We start from the raw sequence: 19,773 nt of genomic DNA on the forward strand, positions 1-19,773 counted from the left end.
TCCAGCCCGCCGCGCCGCAGGAGACCCCGTGCTGAACGCCGACCGGACCGACCCCGCGCTGCTGCGCGAGCTGATCGCCACCGAGCTGATCGCCGCCCGGGAGCGCACCGCACAGCTCACCGAGGCCGTCGACGACGCCGAACTGGTGGCCCAGCACTCGCCGTTGATGTCGCCGCTGGTGTGGGACCTGGCGCACATCGGCAACCAGGAGGAGCTGTGGCTGCTGCGCAACGTCGGCGGCCGCGACCCGATGCGCCCGGAGATCGACCCGCTGTACGACGCCTTCGAGCACCCGCGCGCCGAACGGCCCCGGCTGCCGCTGCTGCCGCCCGCCGAGGCCCGCGCCTACGCGCACGAGGTGCGCGGCCGGGTGCTGGACCTGCTGGCCGCCTCCCCGCTGGAGGGCGCGCCGCTGCTGGACGCCGGCTTCGCGTTCGGCATGGTCGCCCAGCACGAGCAGCAGCACGACGAGACCATGCTGATCACCCACCAGTTGCGCCGGGGCCCGGCCGTGCTGGACGACCCGCCGCCGCCCGCCGCCACCGGCGGGTCGCTGCCCGCCGAAGTCCTGGTCCCCGCCGGTCCGTTCACGATGGGCACCGACACCGAACCGTGGGCGCTGGACAACGAGCGCCCGGCCCACCGGGTCGACCTGCCCGCCTTCTGGCTGGACACCACGCCCGTCTCCAACGGCGCCTACCAGCGCTTCCTCGCCGACGGCGGCTACGACGACCCGCGCTGGTGGACGCCCGAGGGCTGGGCGCACCGGAAGTCCGCCGACCTGACCGCGCCGCTGTTCTGGCGGCGCGAGGGCGGCCAGTGGCTGCGCCGGCACTTCGGCCGGCTGGAGCCGGTGCCGGAGAACGAGCCGGTGCTGCACGTGAGTTGGTACGAGGCCGACGCGTACGCCCGGTGGGCCGGGCGGCGGCTGCCGACCGAGGCGGAGTGGGAGAAGGCCGCCCGGCACGACCCGGCCTCCGACCGCTCCCGGCGCTTCCCGTGGGGCGACGCCCCGCCCGGCCCGGAGCACGCCAACCTCGGCCAGCGGCACCTGCGCCCGGCCCCGGTCGGCGCCTACCCGCAGGGCGAGTCGCCGTACGGCGCCCGGCAGTTGATCGGCGACGTGTGGGAGTGGACGTCCAGCGACTTCACCGGTTACCCGGGCTTCTCGGCCTGGCCGTACCGGGAGTACTCGGAGGTGTTCTTCGGCCCGGAGTACAAGGTGCTGCGCGGGGGCTCGTTCGCGGTCGCGCCGGTCGCCTGCCGGGGCACCTTCCGCAACTGGGACTACCCGGTCCGGCGGCAGATCTTCTCCGGTTTCCGCACCGCCCGCGACGCGGAGCCGCTGCCGGGGGGAACGTCCTGATGTGCCGTCACTTCGCCTACCTGGGAGGGGCGGTGCCGATCCGCTCGGTGCTGCTCGACCCGCCGCACGGGCTGCTGCGGCAGTCCTGGGCGCCCCGGCTGCAGCGCTACGGCACCGTCAACGCGGACGGCTACGGCGTCGGCTGGTACGCGGCCGGCGACGAACGGCCGGCCCGCTACCGGCGGGAGGGCCCGATCTGGGCCGACGTCGACCTGGCCGACCTGGCCCGGGTGGTGCGCTCGCACGCGGTGCTGGGCGCCGTCCGCTCCGCCACCGCGGGCTGCGCGGCCGGGGCGCAGGCCGCCGCCCCGTTCGCGGCCGGACGCTGGCTGTTCAGCCACAACGGCGCGCTGCCGGGCTGGCCGGACGCCTTCGCCCCGCTGGCCGAACTGCTGCCCGCCACCGAGCTGTTGGAGCTGGAGGCGCGCACCGACTCGGCTCTGCTGTGGGCGCTGGCGCTGAACCGGCTGCGGGCGGGGGTGAAGCTCGGCGACGCGCTCGCCGAGGTCTGCCTGCTGGCGGCCGGGACCGCCGACGCCCGGATCAACCTGCTGGCCACCGACGGCACGTCGATCGCGGCCACCGCCTGGGGCGACACCCTGTTCCAGCGCCGTGACCCGGACGGCTCCGTCCTGGTCGCCTCCGAGCCGTTCGACGACGGGCCCGGCTGGTCCGAAGTCCCCGACCGCACCCTGCTGGTGGCCGACGCGGCCGGCAGCTCGCTGATCCCGCTGGCCCCCGTCGGCCCGCGCACCCGAGAGGACGCACCCCGGTGACCGGATACCAGCTCACCCGCCTGCTGCCCCCCGACCACCTGCACCACGCGCTGCGCGCGGACGTGCTGGCCGGGCTGACCTCGCACCCCAAGCGGCTGCCCCCGAAGTGGTTCTACGACGCCCGCGGCTCCGAGCTGTTCGAGGAGATCACCCGGCTGCCCGAGTACTACCCGACCCGGGCCGAGCGGGAGATCCTGGCCGCCCGCGCCGCCGAGATCGCCGCCACCACCGGCGCCCGCACCCTGGTCGAACTCGGCTCCGGCTCCTCGGAGAAGACCCGCCTGCTACTGGACGCGCTGCGCGCCGCCGGCACCCTGGAGCGGTACGTGCCGGTGGACGTCAGCGAGAGCGCCCTCGAATCGGCCGCGAAGGCGCTGACCGTCGAGTACCCGGGCCTCGAGGTGTCCGCCGTGCTCTCCGACTTCACCGCCGGCCTGGGCCTGCCCGAGGGCGGCGGCCCGCGCCTGGTGGTGTTCCTCGGCGGCACCCTCGGCAACCTGCTGCCCGCCGAACGCGCCGCGTTCCTGACCGGTCTGCGGGCCCAACTCCTGCCCGGAGACTGGCTGCTGCTCGGCACCGACCTGGTCAAGGACCCCGCCGTGCTGGTCGCCGCGTACGACGACGCGGCGGGCGTCACGGCCGCGTTCAACCGCAACCTGCTGTCGGTGCTGAACCGGGAGCTGAACGCCGACTTCGAACCGGAGCAGTTCGAGCACGTGGCGCTCTGGGACGCCGAGAACGAGTGGATCGAGATGCGGCTGCGCGCCCGGCGCGCGCAGACCGTGAAGGTCGCCGAACTCGGCCTGCCGGTGCACTTCGAGGCCGGCGAGGAGCTGTACACCGAGGTCTCGGCGAAGTTCCGCCGCGAGCGCGTCGAGCGCGAGCTGTTCGCGGCCGGCCTGCGCCTGGCCGACTGGTGGACCGACGACGAGGGACGCTTCGGCCTGTCCCTGGCCAGCCCGTCGGAGGACGGCTCCGACTGACCGGCTGACCGGCTGACCGGCCCGGCGCCGGTGTCCGGGCCGGGCCGCCCAGGCCCGGTCCGGTCAGGTCTGGCCCGGTCAGGTCCGGCCTGGCCCGGGCGGGGCCGGCGGGCGGACGCCCTGCCGCAGCAGGCCCGCCCACAGGCGGGCGCGGCCCGGCCGGTCCAACGCCTCGTGGGCGGCGAGCAGGCCGCCGGTGACCGCGCCGAGGAAGCCCCCGGCCAGGCAGTCCTGACCGGAGAGGTAGAGGCCGTCGATCGCGGTGCGCGGGCGCAGCCAGTCCGCCCGGCCGGGTCGGCGGCCGTCGCCGAAGGCCGTGACGTCCTTGGCGAGCCCGTAGAGGCTGCCGCCGGGCCAGGCGGTGAAGCGTTCGGCCGTCAGCGGGGTGCCGAGCTCGTGGTAGGCGACCCGGCCGCGGGTGCGGGGCAGGTGGCGGTGGAGGACGCCGAGGAGGTGGGCGGCGAGTTCGGCCTTCAGCTCCAGGTAGGCCGGGTCACGGTGGGGCGGGGGCGCGCCGTGGAAGGGCGCGAACAGCTCCGGGTGGACGTAGGCGAGGATCTCGCCGGTCGACCGGCCGGGGTTGCGGGCGGTCCAGGTCGGGTCCTTGGCGCAGGAGAAGGAGAGGAAGCAGCCGCTGGTGCGCCCGCCGGTGCCGTCGAAGAAGGCGTCGCAGTCCCCGTCGGTGACCATGAGGTTGTGCCGGGGGAGGCCGAGTTCGGCGGGGTCGCCGTCGAGGCCGAGGAAGAGCACCACGAACGGGAATCCGCGCCGCATGCCGTCCAGGCGGTCCGCGGCGGGGTGCGGCCGTCCGGGGCCCGGGGCCGGCAGCAGGGTGCGGTAGGTGTGGTGCGCGCCCGCCGCGCTGACCACCACCGGGGCGCGCACCGGGGTGCCGTCCGCCAGGCGCACGCCGGTGGCCCGGGTCCCGTCCAGTTCGATCCGGGCGACCGGTGCGCGGACGAAGACCTCCCCGCCCGCGGCCCGGATCGGGTCGAGCATCGCGCAGGCGATCGCGGCGCTGCCGCCCACCGGGTACCAGGCCCCGGTCCGGAAGTGCTCGAACATCACGGCGAGCAGGAAGAACGGCAGGTTGGCGGTGGAGTCGGCCAGCAGCAGGGCGCTGCGGGTGAGGACGGCCTGCCGCAGGCGCTCGTCACCGATCAGCCCCCGCACCACCTCCCGGGCCGGGCGCATCGCCTCGGGCGGTACCGCCAGTGCCCGCAGCGGGCGGGCCAGCCGCCGCGCCACCGGGCCCGAGAGGCGGCCCAGCGCCAGGGCGGGGAGCACCGCCCGGCACCGCCCCACCAGGGCGAACAGGGCCTCGATGCCGGGCCGTTCGGCGGGGAAGCGGGCGATCAGTTCGGCCCGGTGGGCGGCGAAGCCGACCGGGCCCCGGTGCGTCTCGTCCGCCAGCCGGTACTCGTCGCACGGGTCCCCGACCGGGGCCCAGCGCAGCGTGCCGCCGGTCAGGTAGTCGGAGACCACCCGGACCGGCTCGCGCGGCGCCAGCTGGCCGACGTAGTGGATGCCGACGTCCCACTCCCAGTCGCGGCGCCGGTAGGCGTGGGTGTAGCCGCCCGCGGTGTAGTGCTGTTCGAACACCGCCACCCGGCGTCCCTGGCGGGCCAGGCAGACCGCGGTGGTGAGCCCGCCGGCGCCGGAGCCGACCACCACCGCGTCGTACCGGTCCGCGACCGCGCCCGCCGCCAGCGGCCTGCCCACCCGTACGCGTCCCGCCATGTCCGTCACCTCCGCCGCCGACCGCCGGGGCCGGCCCGCCACCGGGCAGGACCGCTGCCCACGGGGCGGAGGGGGTCCACCTCCCGGTGCAACTCCCCGGGGGCGCGCCGGTTACGGCCTCCTCCCGAAACGGGTGCGGGGCGGCGGGGCCCGGCGGTCAGGGCAGGGAGGCTTCGACGTCCGCGAGTTGGACGGCCAGCAGCTCCTCGAACGCGGCCCGGCGGTCCGCGCCGAGCGGACGCAGCTCGCGGGCGTAGTGGGCCAGGTTCGGGAAGCGCTCGGGGTCGGCGCCGAGCACGGCGACCCGGAACTGCTCCCGCCCCTGTTCGTACTCCTCGGGCGTGATCGTCCCCAGGCCGCCCTCGGCGGAGATCAGCGCGGAGAGCAGCACCACCAGGCGGTGGTAGCGCACCGGGACCTGCGCGTCCGGCAGGCCGGCGTCGCGCAGGATCCGCAGCAACTCCTCCATCACCAGCCGGGATCCGGTCCCGCCGGACCCGTAGCGTCCCCAGATCGCGGCGAGTTGCGGCTGTTCGGCGAAGCCGGCGCGCAGGCGCAGCGCCAGGGCGGTGACGCGCTCCTTCCAGTCGGCGGCGTCCTCGGTGCGGTGGTCGGCCATGGCGTCCCGCAGGACCCGGTCGGCGACCTCGCGCAGCAGTTCGGTCTTGTTGCGGAAGTGCCGGTAGAGGCTGGAGGAGTCGGTGCCGAGCGCGGCGGCGAGCCGGCGCACGCTGAAGGCCTCGGTGTCGCCGGTGCGCAGCAGTTCCGCCGCCTTGTCGAGGATCTCCTCGGTGGTCCATCGCCTGCGGCCGGTCATCTGGCCCCTCCTCCGTCGCGTCCGGCTCCAGCCTATTCCATGCCCGCAGGAGTGCGCCCACCTGTGCACTTGATGTTGCACGCGGTGCGTGCATTAATGGGCGCACGGCACCACGACGACACGCACCCGGCGCGGGCGCCGGGAGGGGGAGCACACCATGGACAGCAACCCGGCCAGGCCGCCGGAGCCGGACTACGACACGGTCACCGCCGAGGAGTTGGCGGCCTACGCCGAGGCCGAGAACCGCTTCCGCCGCTCGCCGGCCGCCCGGGCGGTGCTCGGCGCGCCGGACCCGGACGCGCCGGGCGAGTGGCACGTCCTCGCGCTGCCCAGCCGCGAGCTGTCGGTCCGGGTGCACCGCCCGGCCGCCGCCGGGGACCCGCTGCCGCTGGTGGTGCACGTCCACGGTGGCGGGATCGTCGGCACGGCGACGCAGTGTGACTGGACGAACAGCCACCTCGCGGCCCGCCTGCCCGCCCTGGTCGTCTCGGTCGAGCACCGGCTGCTGGCCCCCGGCCTCCCGCTCGCGGACGCCGCCGCCGACGGCTGGGACGTGCTGGCCCGGCTGGTGCGCGACGCCGGGCGGTGGGGGGTCGACCCGGCGCGGGTGGCGGTCTTCGGCGAGAGCTGCGGCGCGCTGATCAGCGCCCTGTCGGCCGTCCGGGCGGTGGACGAGGGCCTGCCGCTGCGGGCCCAGGTGCTGGTCAACCCGGTGGTGGACGTCACCGCCGCGATGCTCGACCACCCGTCGGTCGCCGCGCACGGGGAGCGGCCCGGCCCGACCCTGCCGCTGCTGCGCCTGGTGCGGCGGCTCGGCATCCCTTCGGGCGACCCGGCCGAGGCCCGGGCGCTGTCGCCGCTGCACGCGGACCGGCTGGGTGCGACGGCTCCGGCGCTGGTGCTGGTGCCGACCCTGGACGCGGTCGCCGACCACGGCCGCCGCCACGCCGAACGGCTGCGCGCGACGGGGGTCCCGACCAGGCTGGTCGAGTACCCGGGCGCCCCGCACGCCTTCCTGACCCTGCCGGGCCTGCCCGCCCTCGAAGCCCAGGCGCGCGCCGCGCGGGCGGAGGTGCTCGGCTTCCTGCGCACGGCCCTGCTGGACGGGTAGGGGCCGCCGCGCCCGGTGTCCGATATTCGGTGGCGGGCACCGGGCGCGGTCCGGAGAATTCCCCGGTGCAGACGACTGAGCAGCGGACGGCGACCGTCGTGGTCGAGTGGCGGGGCGAACGCGTGGGGGCGGTGGGGCCGTTCGCGACCGCGTCGCCCTACTGGGCGCAGGTCGGCGAGGTGGCCGAGGTGGCCTCCCGGCTGGCGGGGGCGCCGCTGGCGGTGCTGCGGCTGCTGTCGGTGACGGGCGGCGAGGGCGGTGGTGGCGGCGAGGTGGTGTACCTGGCGGTGGCGTCCGAGGCCCCTACCGGCGCGCTGACCCCGACGGAGGTGGCCGACACCGGGCACCCGCTGCGGCTGGGCTGGGCCTCGGCGGACGGCCTGGCAGCCGAATGGGCCTGGGCGGACGGCGAGTTGGCGAAGCTCGGCCGTCCCAGGACCGGCCCGGTGGAGCAGGTGCGGAGCTGGAACCTGTCGGCGCTGTCGCGGTTCCCGACCGCCGGGGGCCCGGTCTGGCTGAAGAGCACGCCGCCGTTCGCGGTGCCGGAGGCAGCGGTGATCGCCCGGATCGAGGCGGCCCGGCCGGGCCTGGCCCCCACGGTGCTGGCCTCGGACGGGCGGCGCGCACTGCTCGCGGACGTACCGGGCGTGGACTGCTGGGGCGCCCCGGAGGACGGCATGCTGAGCGTCGTCGACCGGTGGGCGGCCGTCCAGGCGGCGACCGCGCCGGACGGCCCGGACGGGCTGGCGGACTGCTCACCGGCCGCACTGGCCGCCCGCTTCCCGGCGCTGCTGGAGCGGCTGCGCCCCGAGCTGTCGGCGGCGGAGTACGCGCAGGCCCGGAGACTGGCCGAGCGACTGCCCGACCTGGCGGAGCGACTCGACCGCTGCGGGCTGCCGTCGACCCTGGTGCACGGCGACTTCCACCCGGGCAACTGGCGCTTCGACGGCGAGCGGGCGACCGTCCTGGACTTCTCCGACGCCGCCTGGGGCCACCCGGCCCTGGACGGCCTGCGCCCGGCGCCGTTCCTCTCCCCCGACCGCTGGGCGGACCTGCGCTCCCGCTGGGTGGCGGCCTGGCGCGAACTGGCCCCCGACAGCCGCCCGGAGCACGCGCTGGAGCTGGCCGCCCCCCTGGTGCACGTGCACTTCGCACTGCGCTACCAGGAGTTCCTGGACGGCATCGAGCCCAGCGAACACCCCTACCACGCGGGCGATCCGGTCGGCGAGGTCCGGCGGGCGCTGCGCAAGGCGCTGTTCCCGACCTCCGGCTCCGAACCGCTGGGCGCGGGCCGGGAGTTGTACGAGGCGCTGATGTGGATGGGCGGCACCGGCACGACGGCGGAGGTGCTGGACGGCTGGGCGGCGCAGGCGCTGCCCGGCTACCCGGAGCGGCTGGCGGCGGCGGCCGCGTACGACACGTTCACCGCGCGGCCGAGGGAGGAGCAGAACCGGCTGGAGGAGGAGCTGTACGCGCTGAGCCGGACCGCGGACACGCTCGCCCTGGGGTTCCAGCCCCCGTACGGCGACGAGCCGGCCCGGGACGGGACCCGGCCGGGCCTCGACCCGGCGGGCTACCGGGCGTTCTTCGCCCGGCTCGGGATGGCGGAGGTCGGCGCGGCGGACGGCTTCGACCCGTTCCTGCACGAGATCGCCGAGCTGGTGCCCGCCGAGGACCCGGACGCGCCGATCGAGCTGCTGGACGTGCTCTGGCCGGGGTTCGTCCTCGGCGAGCTGCTGTTCACCCGCGCCGGCGTGCGGGTCCGGGCGGGCGCCCGGGTGGCCGAGCCGGGCTGGGCGGACGCCTCGCCGGTGTACTGGGCGTTCCGGCGGCGCGGGCGGCGGCCGGTGGACCTCTCGCACGGCTGGGGGTCGAACTCGCAGTGGGGCACCCGCCACCGGATGGACTTCCGGACGGCGGACGGCGACCGGCTGAACGTCGTCCCGCGTCCCGAGCGGCTGTCGGACCACCACCGGGTGCAAGGGCTGACCCGGGCGGAGGCCGAGGAGCTGCTGCGCCACCGCTGCCTGCTGCGCCGCCCGGTGGGCCTGCCGGAGCTCGTCGCGGACTCGCGGGCGGCGATGGACTTCCTGCCGTTCCACTGGACGCTGCCGGAGCCCGGGGCGTGCGTCGGGGGCTGCCGCGACCACGAGGCCGGGTAGTGGCGCCGGCTCAGGGGTTCAGGCGGCGGTAGCGCAGGTCCAGGCCGTCGAGGAGGGCGTCCAGGCCGGTGTCGAAGGCGCCCTCGTCGACGGCCCGGCGGTGTTCGGCGAGGCGGTGGGCGTCGCCGAGGTGGGGGTAGTCGGCGGCGGCGTAGAGCGCGGCGTCGTCGGGGAAGCCGGCGGCGAAGGAGCCGAGCGCGGAGCCGGTGACGAAGTAGCGCATCAGGGCGCCGATCCGGGTGGCCTGGCCGCGCGGCCAGCCGGCCTCGACCAGGCAGCCGAAGACGGCGTCGGCGAGGCGCAGCGCGTTGGGGCGGCGGCCGGGGCCCTGGGCGAGGACGGGGACCAGGTGGGGGTGGGCGGCCAGGGCGGCGCGGTAGGAGCGGGCCCAGGCGCGCAGCGCGGTGCGCCAGTCGTCCGGCGCGTCGAACACGGTGAGGTCGACCTCGCCCATCACACTGTCGACGACGGCGTCGAGCAGTTCGTCCTTGGTGGCGAAGTGGTTGTACAGCGAGGGTCCGCTGACCGAGAGTTCGGCGGCCAGGCGGCGGGTGGAGAGGGCGGCCAGGCCCTCGGCGTCGACCAGGGCGAGCGCGGCGGTGATGATCCGGTCGCGGCTGAGCAGGGGGGTGCGGGGTCGGGCGATCTCCGCCTCCTGGGGCGCGCGGGGGTCGGACGGGGGGTCGGACGGGGGTCGGGCCGAGGGGGTCGGGCCGGGTCGGGGGTCATTGTCTCAGGTGCCGCCGCCGGTCCTGCGGGGTGCTCTTCCGCCGCGGGCCGGTGCGGGCTACAGTCACCTTAAAACTTGCAGTGCTAGTTTTACGGGCGCCGCAGGATCGTCGAGGGTGTCGAGCGTTCGGGGTGTCGCCGCGTGGACCTGGAACTGACCGAGGAGCAGGCCGCCGTGCGGGAGCTGGCGGCCGCGTTCACCGACCGGGAGATCGTGCCGTTCGCGGCCGAGTGGGACCGGGCCGAGTCGATCGACCTGGGCGTCGTCCGGAAGCTCGGCGACCTGGGCTTCCTCGGCCTGACCCTGCCGGAGGAGTACGGCGGCAGCGGCGGCGACCACCTGGCGTACTGCCTGGTGCTGGAGGAGCTGGGACGCGGCGACTCCTCGGTGCGCGGCGTGGTGTCGGTCTCGCTGGGGCTGGTCGCCAAGTCGGTCGGCGCGTTCGGCACCGAGGAGCAGAAGCGCGCCTGGCTGCCCCGGCTGTGCTCGGGCGAGGCGCTGGGCTGCTTCGCGCTGACCGAGCCCGGCACCGGTTCGGACGCGGCGAACCTGACCACCCGGGCCGAGCGCGACGGCGACGACTGGCTGCTCTCCGGCACGAAGATGTTCATCACCAACGGGACGTGGGCGGACGTTGCCCTGGTCTTCGCCCGCAGCGGCGGGTCCGGGCACCGCGGGGTGACCGCCTTCCTGGTGCCCACCGACGCGCCCGGCTTCGAACGGCGGCTGGTGCACGGCAAGTTGGGCCTGCGCGGGCAGGCCACCGCCGAGCTGGTCCTCGACCGGGTCCGGGTGCCGGACGGTGCGCGGCTGGGCGAGGTCGGCAAGGGCTTCACGGTCGCGATGGCGGCCCTCGCCAAGGGCCGGATGTCGGTCGCGGCGGGCTGCGTCGGCATCGCGCAGGCCGCGCTGGACGCGGCGGTGCGCTACGCCGGGGAGCGCAAGCAGTTCGGAAAGCCCATCGCCGCCCACCAGTTGGTGCAGGAGCTGCTGGCCGACATCGCCGTCGACGTCGACGCGGCCCGGCTGCTGACCTGGCGGGTCGCCGACCTGGTCGACCGCGGCCTGCCGTTCGCCACCGAGTCCTCGGTCGCCAAGCTGTTCGCCTCCGAGGCGGCGGTGCGCTGCGCCAACAACGCGCTGCAGGTCTTCGGCGGTTACGGCTTCATCGACGAGTACCCGGTCGGCAAGTACCTGCGCGACGCCCGGGTGATGACCCTGTACGAGGGCACCAGTCAGATCCACAAGCTGCTCATCGGGCGCTCGCTGACCGGCGTCAACGCCTTCTGACCCGGCCCTCCCCCGCCCCGCCCCCTTTCCGACCGTTCGACCTTCCGACCGTTCGACCTTCCGACAAGGAGCCCGCCGAAGTGCTTCCGGTCTTCATCGCCGCCGCCCGCCGCACCCCGATCGGGCGGCTGCGCGGCGCACTGTCCGCCGTCCGGCCCGACGACCTGTCGGCGGCCGTGCTGCGCGGACTGCTCGCCGAGGTGCCCGCGCTGGACCCGGCGCGGATCGACGACGTGTACTGGGGCGCCGCCAACCAGGCCGGCGAGGACAACCGCAACCTGGCCCGGATGGCCGTCCTGCTGGCCGGGCTGCCCGACAGCGTGCCGGGCGCGACCGTCAACCGGCTCTGCGCGTCCGGGATGGAGGCCGTCACCTCGGCCGCCCGGGCGATCGGCTCCGGCGAGGCGGACGTCGTCGTCGCGGGCGGCTGCGAGTCGATGAGCCGCGCCCCGTTCGTGCTGCCCCGCCCGGACGAGGCGCTGCCGCACCGGATGGAGACCTTCGACACCCGGCTCGGCTGGCGCCTGACCAACCCGCGGATGCGCGAGCTGCACGGCGTCCTGTCGATGGGCGAGACCGCCGAGGAGGTCGCCGCCCGCTACGGCGTCGACCGCGCCGCACAGGACGCGTTCGCCCTGCGCAGCCACCGACTGGCCGCCGCCGCGCGGGAGTCGGGGCACTTCGACGCCGAACTGCTGCCCGTGGCAAGGCCGGACGGGACGGTGGTCGACCGCGACGAGTCGATCCGGCCCGACAGCACCGCCGAGAAGCTCGCCGCCCTGAAGCCGGTGTTCCGGCCGGGCGGGACGGTCACCGCGGGCAACGCCTCGCCGATGAACGACGGCGCCGCCGCGCTGCTGCTGGTCAGCGAACGAGCCCTGGCCGAGCTGGAGTTGGAGCCGCTCGGCCGGTACGTGGCGGGCGCCTCGGCGGGCGTGCACCCGGACGTGATGGGCATCGGACCGGTGCCGGCCACCCGGCGGGTGCTGGAGCGCTCCGGCTGGAAGCTCACCGACCTGGAGACCGCCGAGTTCAACGAGGCGTTCGCCGCCCAGGCGCTGGCCTCCGTACGCGAGTTGGGGATCGACCCGGAGTTGGTCAACCCCTCCGGCGGGGCGATCGCGCTCGGCCACCCGCTGGGCTGCTCCGGTGCCCGGATCCTCACCACCCTGCTGCACCGGATGCGCCGCACCGGCGCCCGCCGCGGCCTGGCCACCATGTGCGTCGGTGTCGGACAGGGCTCCGCCGTCCTGGTCGAGCGCGACTGAACCCCCTGATTCAACAACAGACATGACGGAACGTCAGGAACGGAGTGCGGCGATGGGCAGGTTCGACGGCAAGGTGGCGGTGGTGACCGGGGCCGCGCAGGGCATCGGTGCGGCGACGGCCCGGCTGCTGGCTGCGGAGGGCGCGGCGGTGGCCGTGGTCGACCTCACGGCGGAGCGCGCCGAGGGCACCGTCAAGGAGATCACCTCGGCCGGCGGCCGAGCGCGCGGGTTCGGCTGCGACGTGGCGGACTACGACGCGGTGGAGGCCGTGTTCGCCGCCGTGGTCGAGGAGTTGGGCGGGGTGCACGTCCTGGTCAACAACGCCGGGATCACCCGCGACAACCTGTTCTTCAAGATGCCCAAGCAGGACTGGGACACCGTGCTCGCGGTCAACCTGACCAGCGCCTACAACTGCGCGCACGTCGCGCAGCGGTACTTCGTCGCGCAGAAGTACGGCAAGATCGTCTCGCTCAGCTCGCGCTCCGCGCTGGGCAATCGCGGCCAGGCCAACTACGCGGCGGCCAAGGCCGGCATCCAGGGCCTCACCGCGACCCTGGCCATCGAACTTGGCCCCTACAACGTCAACGTGAACGCCGTCGCCCCCGGCTACATCGCCACCTCGATGACCGCCGCGACCGCCGAACGCGTCGGCGCCACCCCCGAGGACCACCAGGCCGAGGTCGCCGCCCGCACGCCGCTGCGCCGCGTCGGCCGCCCCGAGGAGGTCGCCGCCGTGGTCGCCTTCCTGGCCAGCGAGGACGCCTCGTACGTCAGCGGCCAGACCCTGTACGTCAACGGCGGCGCGCGCTGAGCGAGCCGGCGTTCAGCGCCGGGGCCACCGGCGGGCCCGCCCCGGCTCCGCCCGCCCGTCCGGAGCGGCCGCCCCGGCCTGCGGCGGGACGGGGGCCGGTCCGGCGGGCGGGCGTTCGGACTCCGGCTGGAGGACGCCCGGGTAGTCGAGTCCGGTCGAGACCTGGACCAGGCTCGCGGCCCGCCGGCCCGTCCAGTCGGACTCGCGGTCCTCGGCCTCGTGCTCGGCCCAGTCCTCGGCACGCAGCTGGACGGCGGTCATCCCGGCGGCGGCCGCGCCGCTGAGCTCCCGGCCGTCGCCGTCACCCACGTACAGGCAGCGCTCGGGGGTGACGCCGAGCCGCCGCACCACCTCGGCGTACAGCGCCGGATCGGGCTTGCGGCGGCCCTCCCGGCAGGAGAAGACCGCGGTGTCCACCCAGCGGGAGACCGGCAACAGCGCCCAGTCGTCGGCGAGTTCGGACGAGCAGTCGCTGAGCACCCCGATCCGCACGTCGGCCCGGCGGATCCCCTCCAGCACCCCCGGCGCCTCCGGCCGCACCTCGAACAGCTCCCGCTGCGCCGCGCGCCGGGCCTCGCAGGCCTGCCACAGCGCCGACCCGGCCGGCTCCGGCACCCCGCAGCGGGCCGCCAACTCGACGACGGTCTCCCGCAGTCCGCGCAGCCGCCCGGTCGCCCGCTCCTCCCACGACTCGTCCCAGGCCCGCCGCCACCGCTCCGGCGCGATCCCCAGCGGGGCCGCACTGCGGGCGGCGTGCTCGTCCCACACCCGGGACGGGACCGCGGGGGTGAGCGTGCCGAAGAAGTCGAACACCACGGCGTGGAAGCGGGAGGACGGCATGCCCGGGAGAGTAGCGCCCGTCGCGGGCCGCCCGAGCAGCGCGACCCGACCCGGAGAGGACCGTCGCGTGGGCGAGAACCCTCCGGAGCAGTGGGACTTCACGGACGACGGCTCCCCGGCGGCGGACACCGCCCCGCACGCCCGGAGCGGTCAGCCGGCCGCCCCGGCCGTGCGGGCGGCCGGGCGGGCGGCCGTCGGCGCCCGCCGGGCCCGGCCGCGCAGGGCCAGCCGGCAGCCCGCGCAGCCGGGGTGACCGGCCCGGGCCGAGTGGTCCCGGACGCGCCAGTGCCGCTGGTCGGGCGGCCGCGGCCCGCTGGGCTTGCCCCAGCCGGCCAGGTGCAGCAGCCAGGTGGCGAGCGCCGCGGCCGGAGCGAGCGCGACGCCGCTCCACAGAGCGGCGGGTGACGCCAGGACCAGGCCCGCGCCGGCCGTGGTGAAGGCCAGGATGCCGAGGGCCGTGCCGGTCCAGCCGGCGACGGTGTGCCCCATGTCGTGGTCGCCGTGTGCGTTCATGCGTCCTCGTTTGGTGTGATGGGCGGGTGCGGAGACGGGCCGGAGCGGGGGATTGGCGCCCCCACCGACCATTTATCTCACGAGCTAAGTAACTTAGATGCTAAGGAGATTTCGAGTGGAGGGCAAGCCCCGCCCCCGGGCCACCCCGGAGCAGGCCCTGCAGGCCATGGACCGGATGATCGCCCTGGCCCAGTTCGGCCAGCACGACATCGCCGCCCGGCTCGGCCTGAACACCACGGACCTGACCTGCCTGGGCTTCGTGATCGAGGCCGCGCAGTCCGGCGCACCACTCGCCGCGGGCGACCTGGCCGAACGCGCCCAGCTCACCACCGGGGCCGTCACCGGCGTCCTCAACCGCCTGGAGAAGGCCGGCTACGCCCGCCGCGAGGCCGACCCCGCCGACCGCCGCCGGGTCCGGATCACCATGTCCGACGACGCCCAGGACCGGATCCTCCAGGTCTACGGCCCCTTCTACGGCCGCCTGGCCGCCCTGTTCGCCGACTACTCCCCCGCCGAAGTCGCCGTCCTCGCCGACTGGTTCACCCGTGCCCGCGAGGCCATGGCCGAGTCGCTCGCCGAGATCCGCGACTGAGGGGCGCCCGCGGGGCCGGAGGCCGTGAAGGCCCGACACGCCCTCGCCGGCACCCCCCGCCAGCACCCGGCATCCGACACCCGGCACCCGTCGTCCGTCGTCCCGTCGTCCGGCACCCCGGGCCCGAAGCCGACGGGGCCGGCCACCGAATCGGTGACCGGCCCCGTCCCGGCCGGCGGGAGGCCCGCCGGCCGGGGGTTCCCGCCGGAGTCAGGCGACGGCCGCCACCGTCAGGTCCGCCGCGTTGACGGCGTTGCCGGGCACCTGGCTCCAGTCGCTCCAGCGGCCGGTGGCGGTGTCCAGTTCGCTGCCGAACACCAGGCCGCCCGCCGTCCCGTAGACGTGCACGCGACTGCCGGAGGCCACACTGGTGAGCGCGCCGAGGCCGCTGCCGGGCAGCTGGGTCCACGCCTGGGCGAAGTGGCCGGCGTTGTAGTCGCCGACCTGGCCGAACATGGTCCGGTTCCCGCCGACGATCTCCAGGTACACCACGTTGCCGACGATGCTCGCGGTGATGTCGGAGGCCCCGGTCGCGCCGCCGGGGATCTCGTGCCAGCCGCTGAACGCGCCCGTCACGGTGTCCAGGTCCTCGCCGTAGACCCGGCCGAGCGCGATGGCGTAGATGTGCACCTTGGTGCCGGACGCCACGCTGGTCAGCCTGGACAGCGGGGCGTCGTCGGCCCGGGTCCACCCCGTGTCGAAGTGACCGGCGTTGTAGTCGCCGCGCTGGAGCCACATCGACCCGTCCCAGCCCGCGATCAGCAACTGCACCACGTTGCCGACGATGCTCGCACTGATGTCCCGGACCCCGGTCGCGCCGCCGGGGATCTCCCGCCAGCCGCTCCACCGGCCCGTCACGGTGTCCAGGTCCTCACCGAACACCCGGCCGCCGGCGATCCCGTAGACGTGCACCAGCGTGCCGGCCGAGATGCTGGTCAGACCGGTCAGGCCGGAACCCTCCGGGTGCGACCACTGCGGGGCGAAGCCCCCGGTGGCGAGGTCGCCGACCTGCGCGGCCATCGCGCCGCCGCTGTCGGTCATCTGCAGCGACACCCGCCCCGGGGCGCCCGGCGACACCCGGTACATCACGGTGGCGTGCGGGGCCACGGTCGCCGAGACGATCCCGGTGCTGCTGCCGGTGGTGTGCGCCCACAGGTCGGTGAGGCGGAACGACGGCGACGCCGGCAGGCCGATGGCGGACGTGGTGGTGGCGATGGTCCGCGTCGTGTCGCTCTCGTTGAACAGCGTCACCGCCACGTCGCCGCCGGCCAGCGGCTTCGCCATGATCGACGTGCCCGGCGCCGACGGCACCGGCACGCCCTGCCTGCCCAGCGGGTCCTGGTCGACCGCGATCACGTCCCGGTTGCCGTAGATGGCCAGGGTCTCGGGGGAGGCGGTGGTCAGGTCCGTCCCGGCGATCAGCGGCGCCGCCATCACGGCCCACAGGCTGAACTCGGAGCGCGCCTCGTCCGGGGTCAGGGTGCCCATGGAGGTCGTGGTGCCGATCTCCAGCATGTCGGGGTCGTTCCAGGCACCGGGACGCGCCGAGGACGCGAACTTCGCGTTCTCGTGGTAGTTGTCCAGCAGCGACCCGTAGGCGCTGTCGGCCGGCACCGACCAGGTGGGCGAGATGTCCTTGTACGTGCGCCACATGTTCCCGACCTGCGGCGCGAGCGCGACGTTCGGCTCGCCCGGCGAGCACAGGCTGTAGACGATCGGACGGCCGGTGTTCCTCAACGCCTGCCCCATGACCGGGAACCGGTCCGCCCAGTCCTTCCCGGCGGGCACCGAGGGGTCGTACGGCTTGTAGAAGTTGCCGCAGTTGTCGTACTTCAGCAGGTCGACGCCCCAGTCCGCGAAGGTCTGGGCGTCGACGGCCTCGTGGCCCATGCTGCCGGGGAAGTACCGGTCGGTCCCCGGGACGGCCGGGAACGCGCAGGTGCGCCAGCCCGCGCTCTCGTAGATGCCGAGCTTCAACCCCTTGGAGTGGACGTAGCGGGCCACCCCGTCGATCCCGTGCGGGAACTTCACCGGGTCCGGCTGCAGCCGGCCCGCGGCGTCGCGGCCGTTGGTCGGGTCGTTCCAGCCCGTCGCCGACTTCATCCAGCAGTCGTCCAGGTTCACGTACTGGTAGCCCGCGTCCCGCAGGCCGGAGGAGACCAGGAAGTCGGCCGTCCTCTCCACCAGCCCCTCGTTGAGCCCGTCGCACCCGAAGGCGTTCCAGTCGTTCCACCCCATCGGCGGCGTGGCCGCCAGACCGTTGTCCGACGCCTGTGCCGGCGGCGCGCTCCCCAGCACCAGGGCGACCGGCGCGGCGGTCATGGTCACGGCCAGCGCCACGGTGGCGGCGAACCCCCGCAACCCACGGATCGGATTCAATCCGTCCTCCCCACACGAATGCGGACGGCCCGGCGGGCCGTCCCAGTGGCGGCATTCCACCAGACCGGCCGGATCCCCCCGCCACCGGGTCGCACACCAAGCACCGCCGCGCGCCCGCGGACCGGCCCGGCGGGAGGACGCGGGCCTAGCCGCGGGCCTCCGCGAGCTGGCGCAGGTAGCGTTCGGCGGCGCGGAGCTTGCGGTTGTCGGGGCCGGGGAGGTGGGCGCGCAGCTCGATGATGTCGGGGGCGATCCGGATCGCCTCCGCGGTGTCCCCGACGGCGCGCCAGCAGGCCTCGGCGTTGGTGACGGCGCGCTGGGTCTCGGGGTGCTCGGGGCCGTCGGTGCGCAGCAGCGTGGCGGCGACCTCGCGGTACAGCTCGGCGGCGACGGCGGGCCGGCCGCCGACCCGGCTGACGTGGGCGCGGACCTGACGGACCTGCAGCACGACGGTCGCGTGCGCCCCGTACGCGCCGACGGCCTTCTCCTCCAGCGCGAGGGCGAGCGCGGACGCGGTGTCGTGGTCGCCCGCCTCGGCGCTGCGGACGATGTCCCCGATCGCCTCCAGGTACTCCTGCGGCGGCACCTGTCCGGGCGGCGGCGAATCCGGTGCGACGGGGGCGGGGGCCGGGGCCGGCTTGCCGAGCCGCACGGCGTCGGGCGCGCCGGAGCCGTCCGGCCCGCCGGGCGGGACGGTCGCCGGGGCGGCGGCCGGGCCGGGCAGCGGGGTGGTGGCGGCGAGCGGGTCGTGCCGGGGGGCGGGCTCCGGCTCGGGGGCGCGTTCGAGCAGCGGCGCGGCGGCGGCCGACTTGTCGAGCGGGACGGTCGCGGCGAGCGGGTCGGCCACCGGGGTGCCGCCCTTGCCCAGGTCGACCCGGGGCGCGCCCGGCTCCGGCTTGCCCAGCGGGACGCGCGCGGCGGGCTCGGTGGACGGGGCGGGCGTGACGGACGCGGACCCGCCGGGCGGGACCAGCGGAATGGTGCCGGTGGCGGTCAGCGCGTCCTCGGGGACCATCGGCTCGCCCTTGACCAGCGAGACGATCATCTTCCGGCGCGGCGGGGTGGCCGGGACGCCGGCCTTGCGCAGCGAGACCAGGCCGCGCGGCGTCCAGCCGGGGGCGAGCCGGGGCCGGGCGGGCTCGGGCGCGGCGGCGGCCGGCGGCGGGCCGTTCTCGGTGCGCGCGGGGGCCGCGGCCGGGGCGGCGGCGGTCGGTTCGCCGGTGCCGATCTGCCGGGCGGTGTTGCGGAAGTAGGGCCGGTCCGCGGGGTGGGCCGCGATCGCCACGGTGTCGGGGCGCAGCACCGAGTGAACCTGCTGGCGGACGAGTTCGGGGGTGAGGAACTGCTCGGCGCCGGGTCGGCCGCGGTGCAGGGTCTCGATCAACGCCCGGGTGAAGGTGCCCAGTTGGTCGGGGTCGTGGTTGACGATGGCCCAGAGCGGCACGCCGTCGGAGAGTTGCTGTCCGGCGGTGGCGGCGAGACCGGGCCAGACCACCTGGTCGGCGCTCAGGTCGCCGATCACCAGGGTGTCCAACTCGGTGCCGCGGTGCCGGAGTTCGTTGGCGACGGCGGACCAGGGCAGGCTCTCGGAGGGCTTGTTCTCGCGCAGCGAGAGGTAGAGCTGCTCACCCCGCCGGTCGGTGATCAGGTGGCCGCCGAGGTGGATCAGCAGCGGGCCGGGGTGGCGGGCGGCGGCACGCAGGTGGGCCAGCACGGTCTGCGGGTCGCTGGCGCCGGGCAGGTGGACGGCGTCGACCTGGTCGGCGGAGAGCAGCACCTGGGGGGCGACGCCGGCCAGCGCGGCGGAGAGCACGGAGGGCTGTCCGGTGCCGCCGCGGCCCCAGCGGCGGCCGCCGCCGTAGCCGCCCTCGACGACCAGGATGCGTCCGCGCAGTCCGCCGCCGATGCCGTGCGCGACGGGCGCGGCGGGCGCGGCGGGCGCGACGAGCGGGCCGGACGCGGCGGGCGCACCGGGGACGGCGGCCGGCGCGGGGGCGGCGGGGGGCTGGGGGTCGGCGGGGGCGACCTGGAAGGTGCCGGTCCAGCCGGTGCCGCCGGGCGGGGCGGTGGCGGGCGGCGGCGGGAGGGGGGTGCCGCCGGCGGGGGTGGGGGTGGGCAGCGGGATGGTGCGGGTGGCGCTGAGCGCGGCGTCCGGGACCACCAGGTTGATGGAGGTGGCGAACGGATCCGCGCCGGGCGGGATTTCGAGCGTCTTCTCGAGGACGGGCGGCCGCTCCGGGACGGGCGTGTTCGCCGGGAGCTTGACCGTCTCCTCCGGGTCGGCGTCCGCCGGGCCGCCGCCACTCGTCGATGCCACGTCAGCCACCGTTCGGTCACCGCCCCCGTCCGTCGCCCGTGCGACGTCGTGCCTGTACGCCGTGGTGTCCCCCACCAC

16 protein-coding genes are annotated in these 19,773 nt (G+C 75.9%); 9 read left to right on the forward strand and 7 right to left on the reverse strand.

Features of this window, described 5'->3' with window-relative positions; translation table 11 throughout:
* Nucleotides 1–28: 28 nt before the first annotated feature.
* From egtB to egtD, 3 genes are read left to right on the forward strand one after another with little or no spacing between them, the layout of a single operon-like run.
* Entirely contained in the window at nt 29–1,366 is a 1,338-nt protein-coding gene (gene egtB, locus ACZ3J7_RS29825) for an ergothioneine biosynthesis protein EgtB (RefSeq protein WP_465626419.1), read from the forward strand.
* A complete protein-coding gene (egtC, locus tag ACZ3J7_RS29830) occupies nt 1,366–2,142 on the forward strand; it encodes an ergothioneine biosynthesis protein EgtC (RefSeq protein ID WP_465626421.1) in 777 nt (258 codons plus the stop codon). The genes egtB and egtC overlap by 1 nt, the downstream gene beginning before the upstream one ends.
* Nucleotides 2,139–3,125 carry an L-histidine N(alpha)-methyltransferase gene (egtD, locus tag ACZ3J7_RS29835; RefSeq protein WP_465626423.1) on the forward strand — a complete coding sequence of 329 codons (987 nt, stop codon included), beginning with the start codon at nt 2,139–2,141 and terminating at the stop codon, nt 3,123–3,125. The genes egtC and egtD overlap by 4 nt, the downstream gene beginning before the upstream one ends.
* A 78-nt stretch (nt 3,126–3,203) precedes the next feature.
* Here egtD and ACZ3J7_RS29840 read toward each other — a convergent pair whose 3' ends face one another.
* Nucleotides 3,204–4,865, reverse strand: coding sequence for a phytoene desaturase family protein (locus tag ACZ3J7_RS29840; RefSeq protein ID WP_465626425.1), 1,662 nt, complete (start codon nt 4,863–4,865; stop codon nt 3,204–3,206).
* A 157-nt stretch (nt 4,866–5,022) separates the two neighbouring features.
* Nucleotides 5,023–5,682, reverse strand: coding sequence for a TetR/AcrR family transcriptional regulator (locus tag ACZ3J7_RS29845; protein ID WP_465626427.1), 660 nt, complete (start codon nt 5,680–5,682; stop codon nt 5,023–5,025).
* A gap of 157 nt (nt 5,683–5,839) precedes the next feature.
* Between ACZ3J7_RS29845 and ACZ3J7_RS29850 the strand changes: the two genes are divergently transcribed.
* Both ACZ3J7_RS29850 and ACZ3J7_RS29855 read left to right on the forward strand, forming a co-directional pair.
* Nucleotides 5,840–6,793: an alpha/beta hydrolase fold domain-containing protein gene (locus ACZ3J7_RS29850; protein WP_465626429.1), complete on the forward strand. Its 954-nt coding sequence runs from the start codon at nt 5,840–5,842 to the stop codon at nt 6,791–6,793.
* A 65-nt stretch (nt 6,794–6,858) separates the two neighbouring features.
* A complete protein-coding gene (locus tag ACZ3J7_RS29855) occupies nt 6,859–8,955 on the forward strand; it encodes a phosphotransferase family protein (protein WP_465626431.1) in 2,097 nt (698 codons plus the stop codon).
* Nucleotides 8,956–8,965: 10 nt separating this feature from the next.
* Here the strand turns inward: ACZ3J7_RS29855 and ACZ3J7_RS29860 are convergent, their stop codons facing one another.
* On the reverse strand, nt 8,966–9,601 hold the full coding sequence (locus tag ACZ3J7_RS29860) for a TetR/AcrR family transcriptional regulator (protein ID WP_465626496.1): 636 nt from the start codon (nt 9,599–9,601) through the stop codon (nt 8,966–8,968).
* Between the two features lie 225 nt (nt 9,602–9,826).
* Between ACZ3J7_RS29860 and ACZ3J7_RS29865 the strand changes: the two genes are divergently transcribed.
* From ACZ3J7_RS29865 to fabG, 3 genes are all read left to right on the forward strand, one after another.
* On the forward strand, nt 9,827–10,975 hold the full coding sequence (locus ACZ3J7_RS29865; protein ID WP_465626433.1) for an acyl-CoA dehydrogenase family protein: 1,149 nt from the start codon (nt 9,827–9,829) through the stop codon (nt 10,973–10,975).
* 80 nt (nt 10,976–11,055) lie between these two features.
* The gene (locus ACZ3J7_RS29870; protein WP_465626435.1) at nt 11,056–12,243 is read left to right on the forward strand and encodes a thiolase family protein; all 1,188 of its coding nucleotides are present in this window, start codon (nt 11,056–11,058) and stop codon (nt 12,241–12,243) included.
* A gap of 52 nt (nt 12,244–12,295) precedes the next feature.
* A complete protein-coding gene (gene fabG, locus ACZ3J7_RS29875; RefSeq protein ID WP_465626498.1) occupies nt 12,296–13,054 on the forward strand; it encodes a 3-oxoacyl-ACP reductase FabG in 759 nt (252 codons plus the stop codon).
* A gap of 12 nt (nt 13,055–13,066) precedes the next feature.
* On the opposite strand, the gene ACZ3J7_RS29880 is transcribed toward fabG, so the two are convergent.
* A complete protein-coding gene (locus ACZ3J7_RS29880; RefSeq protein WP_465626437.1) occupies nt 13,067–13,894 on the reverse strand; it encodes an HAD family hydrolase in 828 nt (275 codons plus the stop codon).
* Nucleotides 13,895–14,044: 150 nt separating this feature from the next.
* Entirely contained in the window at nt 14,045–14,407 is a 363-nt protein-coding gene (locus tag ACZ3J7_RS29885) for an HGxxPAAW family protein (protein ID WP_465626439.1), read from the reverse strand.
* 115 nt (nt 14,408–14,522) lie between these two features.
* Between ACZ3J7_RS29885 and ACZ3J7_RS29890 the strand changes: the two genes are divergently transcribed.
* The gene (locus ACZ3J7_RS29890) at nt 14,523–14,999 is read left to right on the forward strand and encodes a MarR family transcriptional regulator (protein ID WP_465626441.1); all 477 of its coding nucleotides are present in this window, start codon (nt 14,523–14,525) and stop codon (nt 14,997–14,999) included.
* Nucleotides 15,000–15,209: 210 nt separating this feature from the next.
* Here the strand turns inward: ACZ3J7_RS29890 and ACZ3J7_RS29895 are convergent, their stop codons facing one another.
* Nucleotides 15,210–17,378, reverse strand: coding sequence for a glycoside hydrolase family 27 protein (locus ACZ3J7_RS29895; RefSeq protein WP_465626443.1), 2,169 nt, complete (start codon nt 17,376–17,378; stop codon nt 15,210–15,212).
* Between the two features lie 145 nt (nt 17,379–17,523).
* The gene (locus tag ACZ3J7_RS29900) at nt 17,524–19,695 is read right to left on the reverse strand and encodes a hypothetical protein (RefSeq protein ID WP_465626445.1); all 2,172 of its coding nucleotides are present in this window, start codon (nt 19,693–19,695) and stop codon (nt 17,524–17,526) included.
* Nucleotides 19,696–19,773 lie beyond the last annotated feature (78 nt).

The sequence above is a fragment of the Kitasatospora sp. NPDC015121 genome (genome assembly GCF_055562955.1).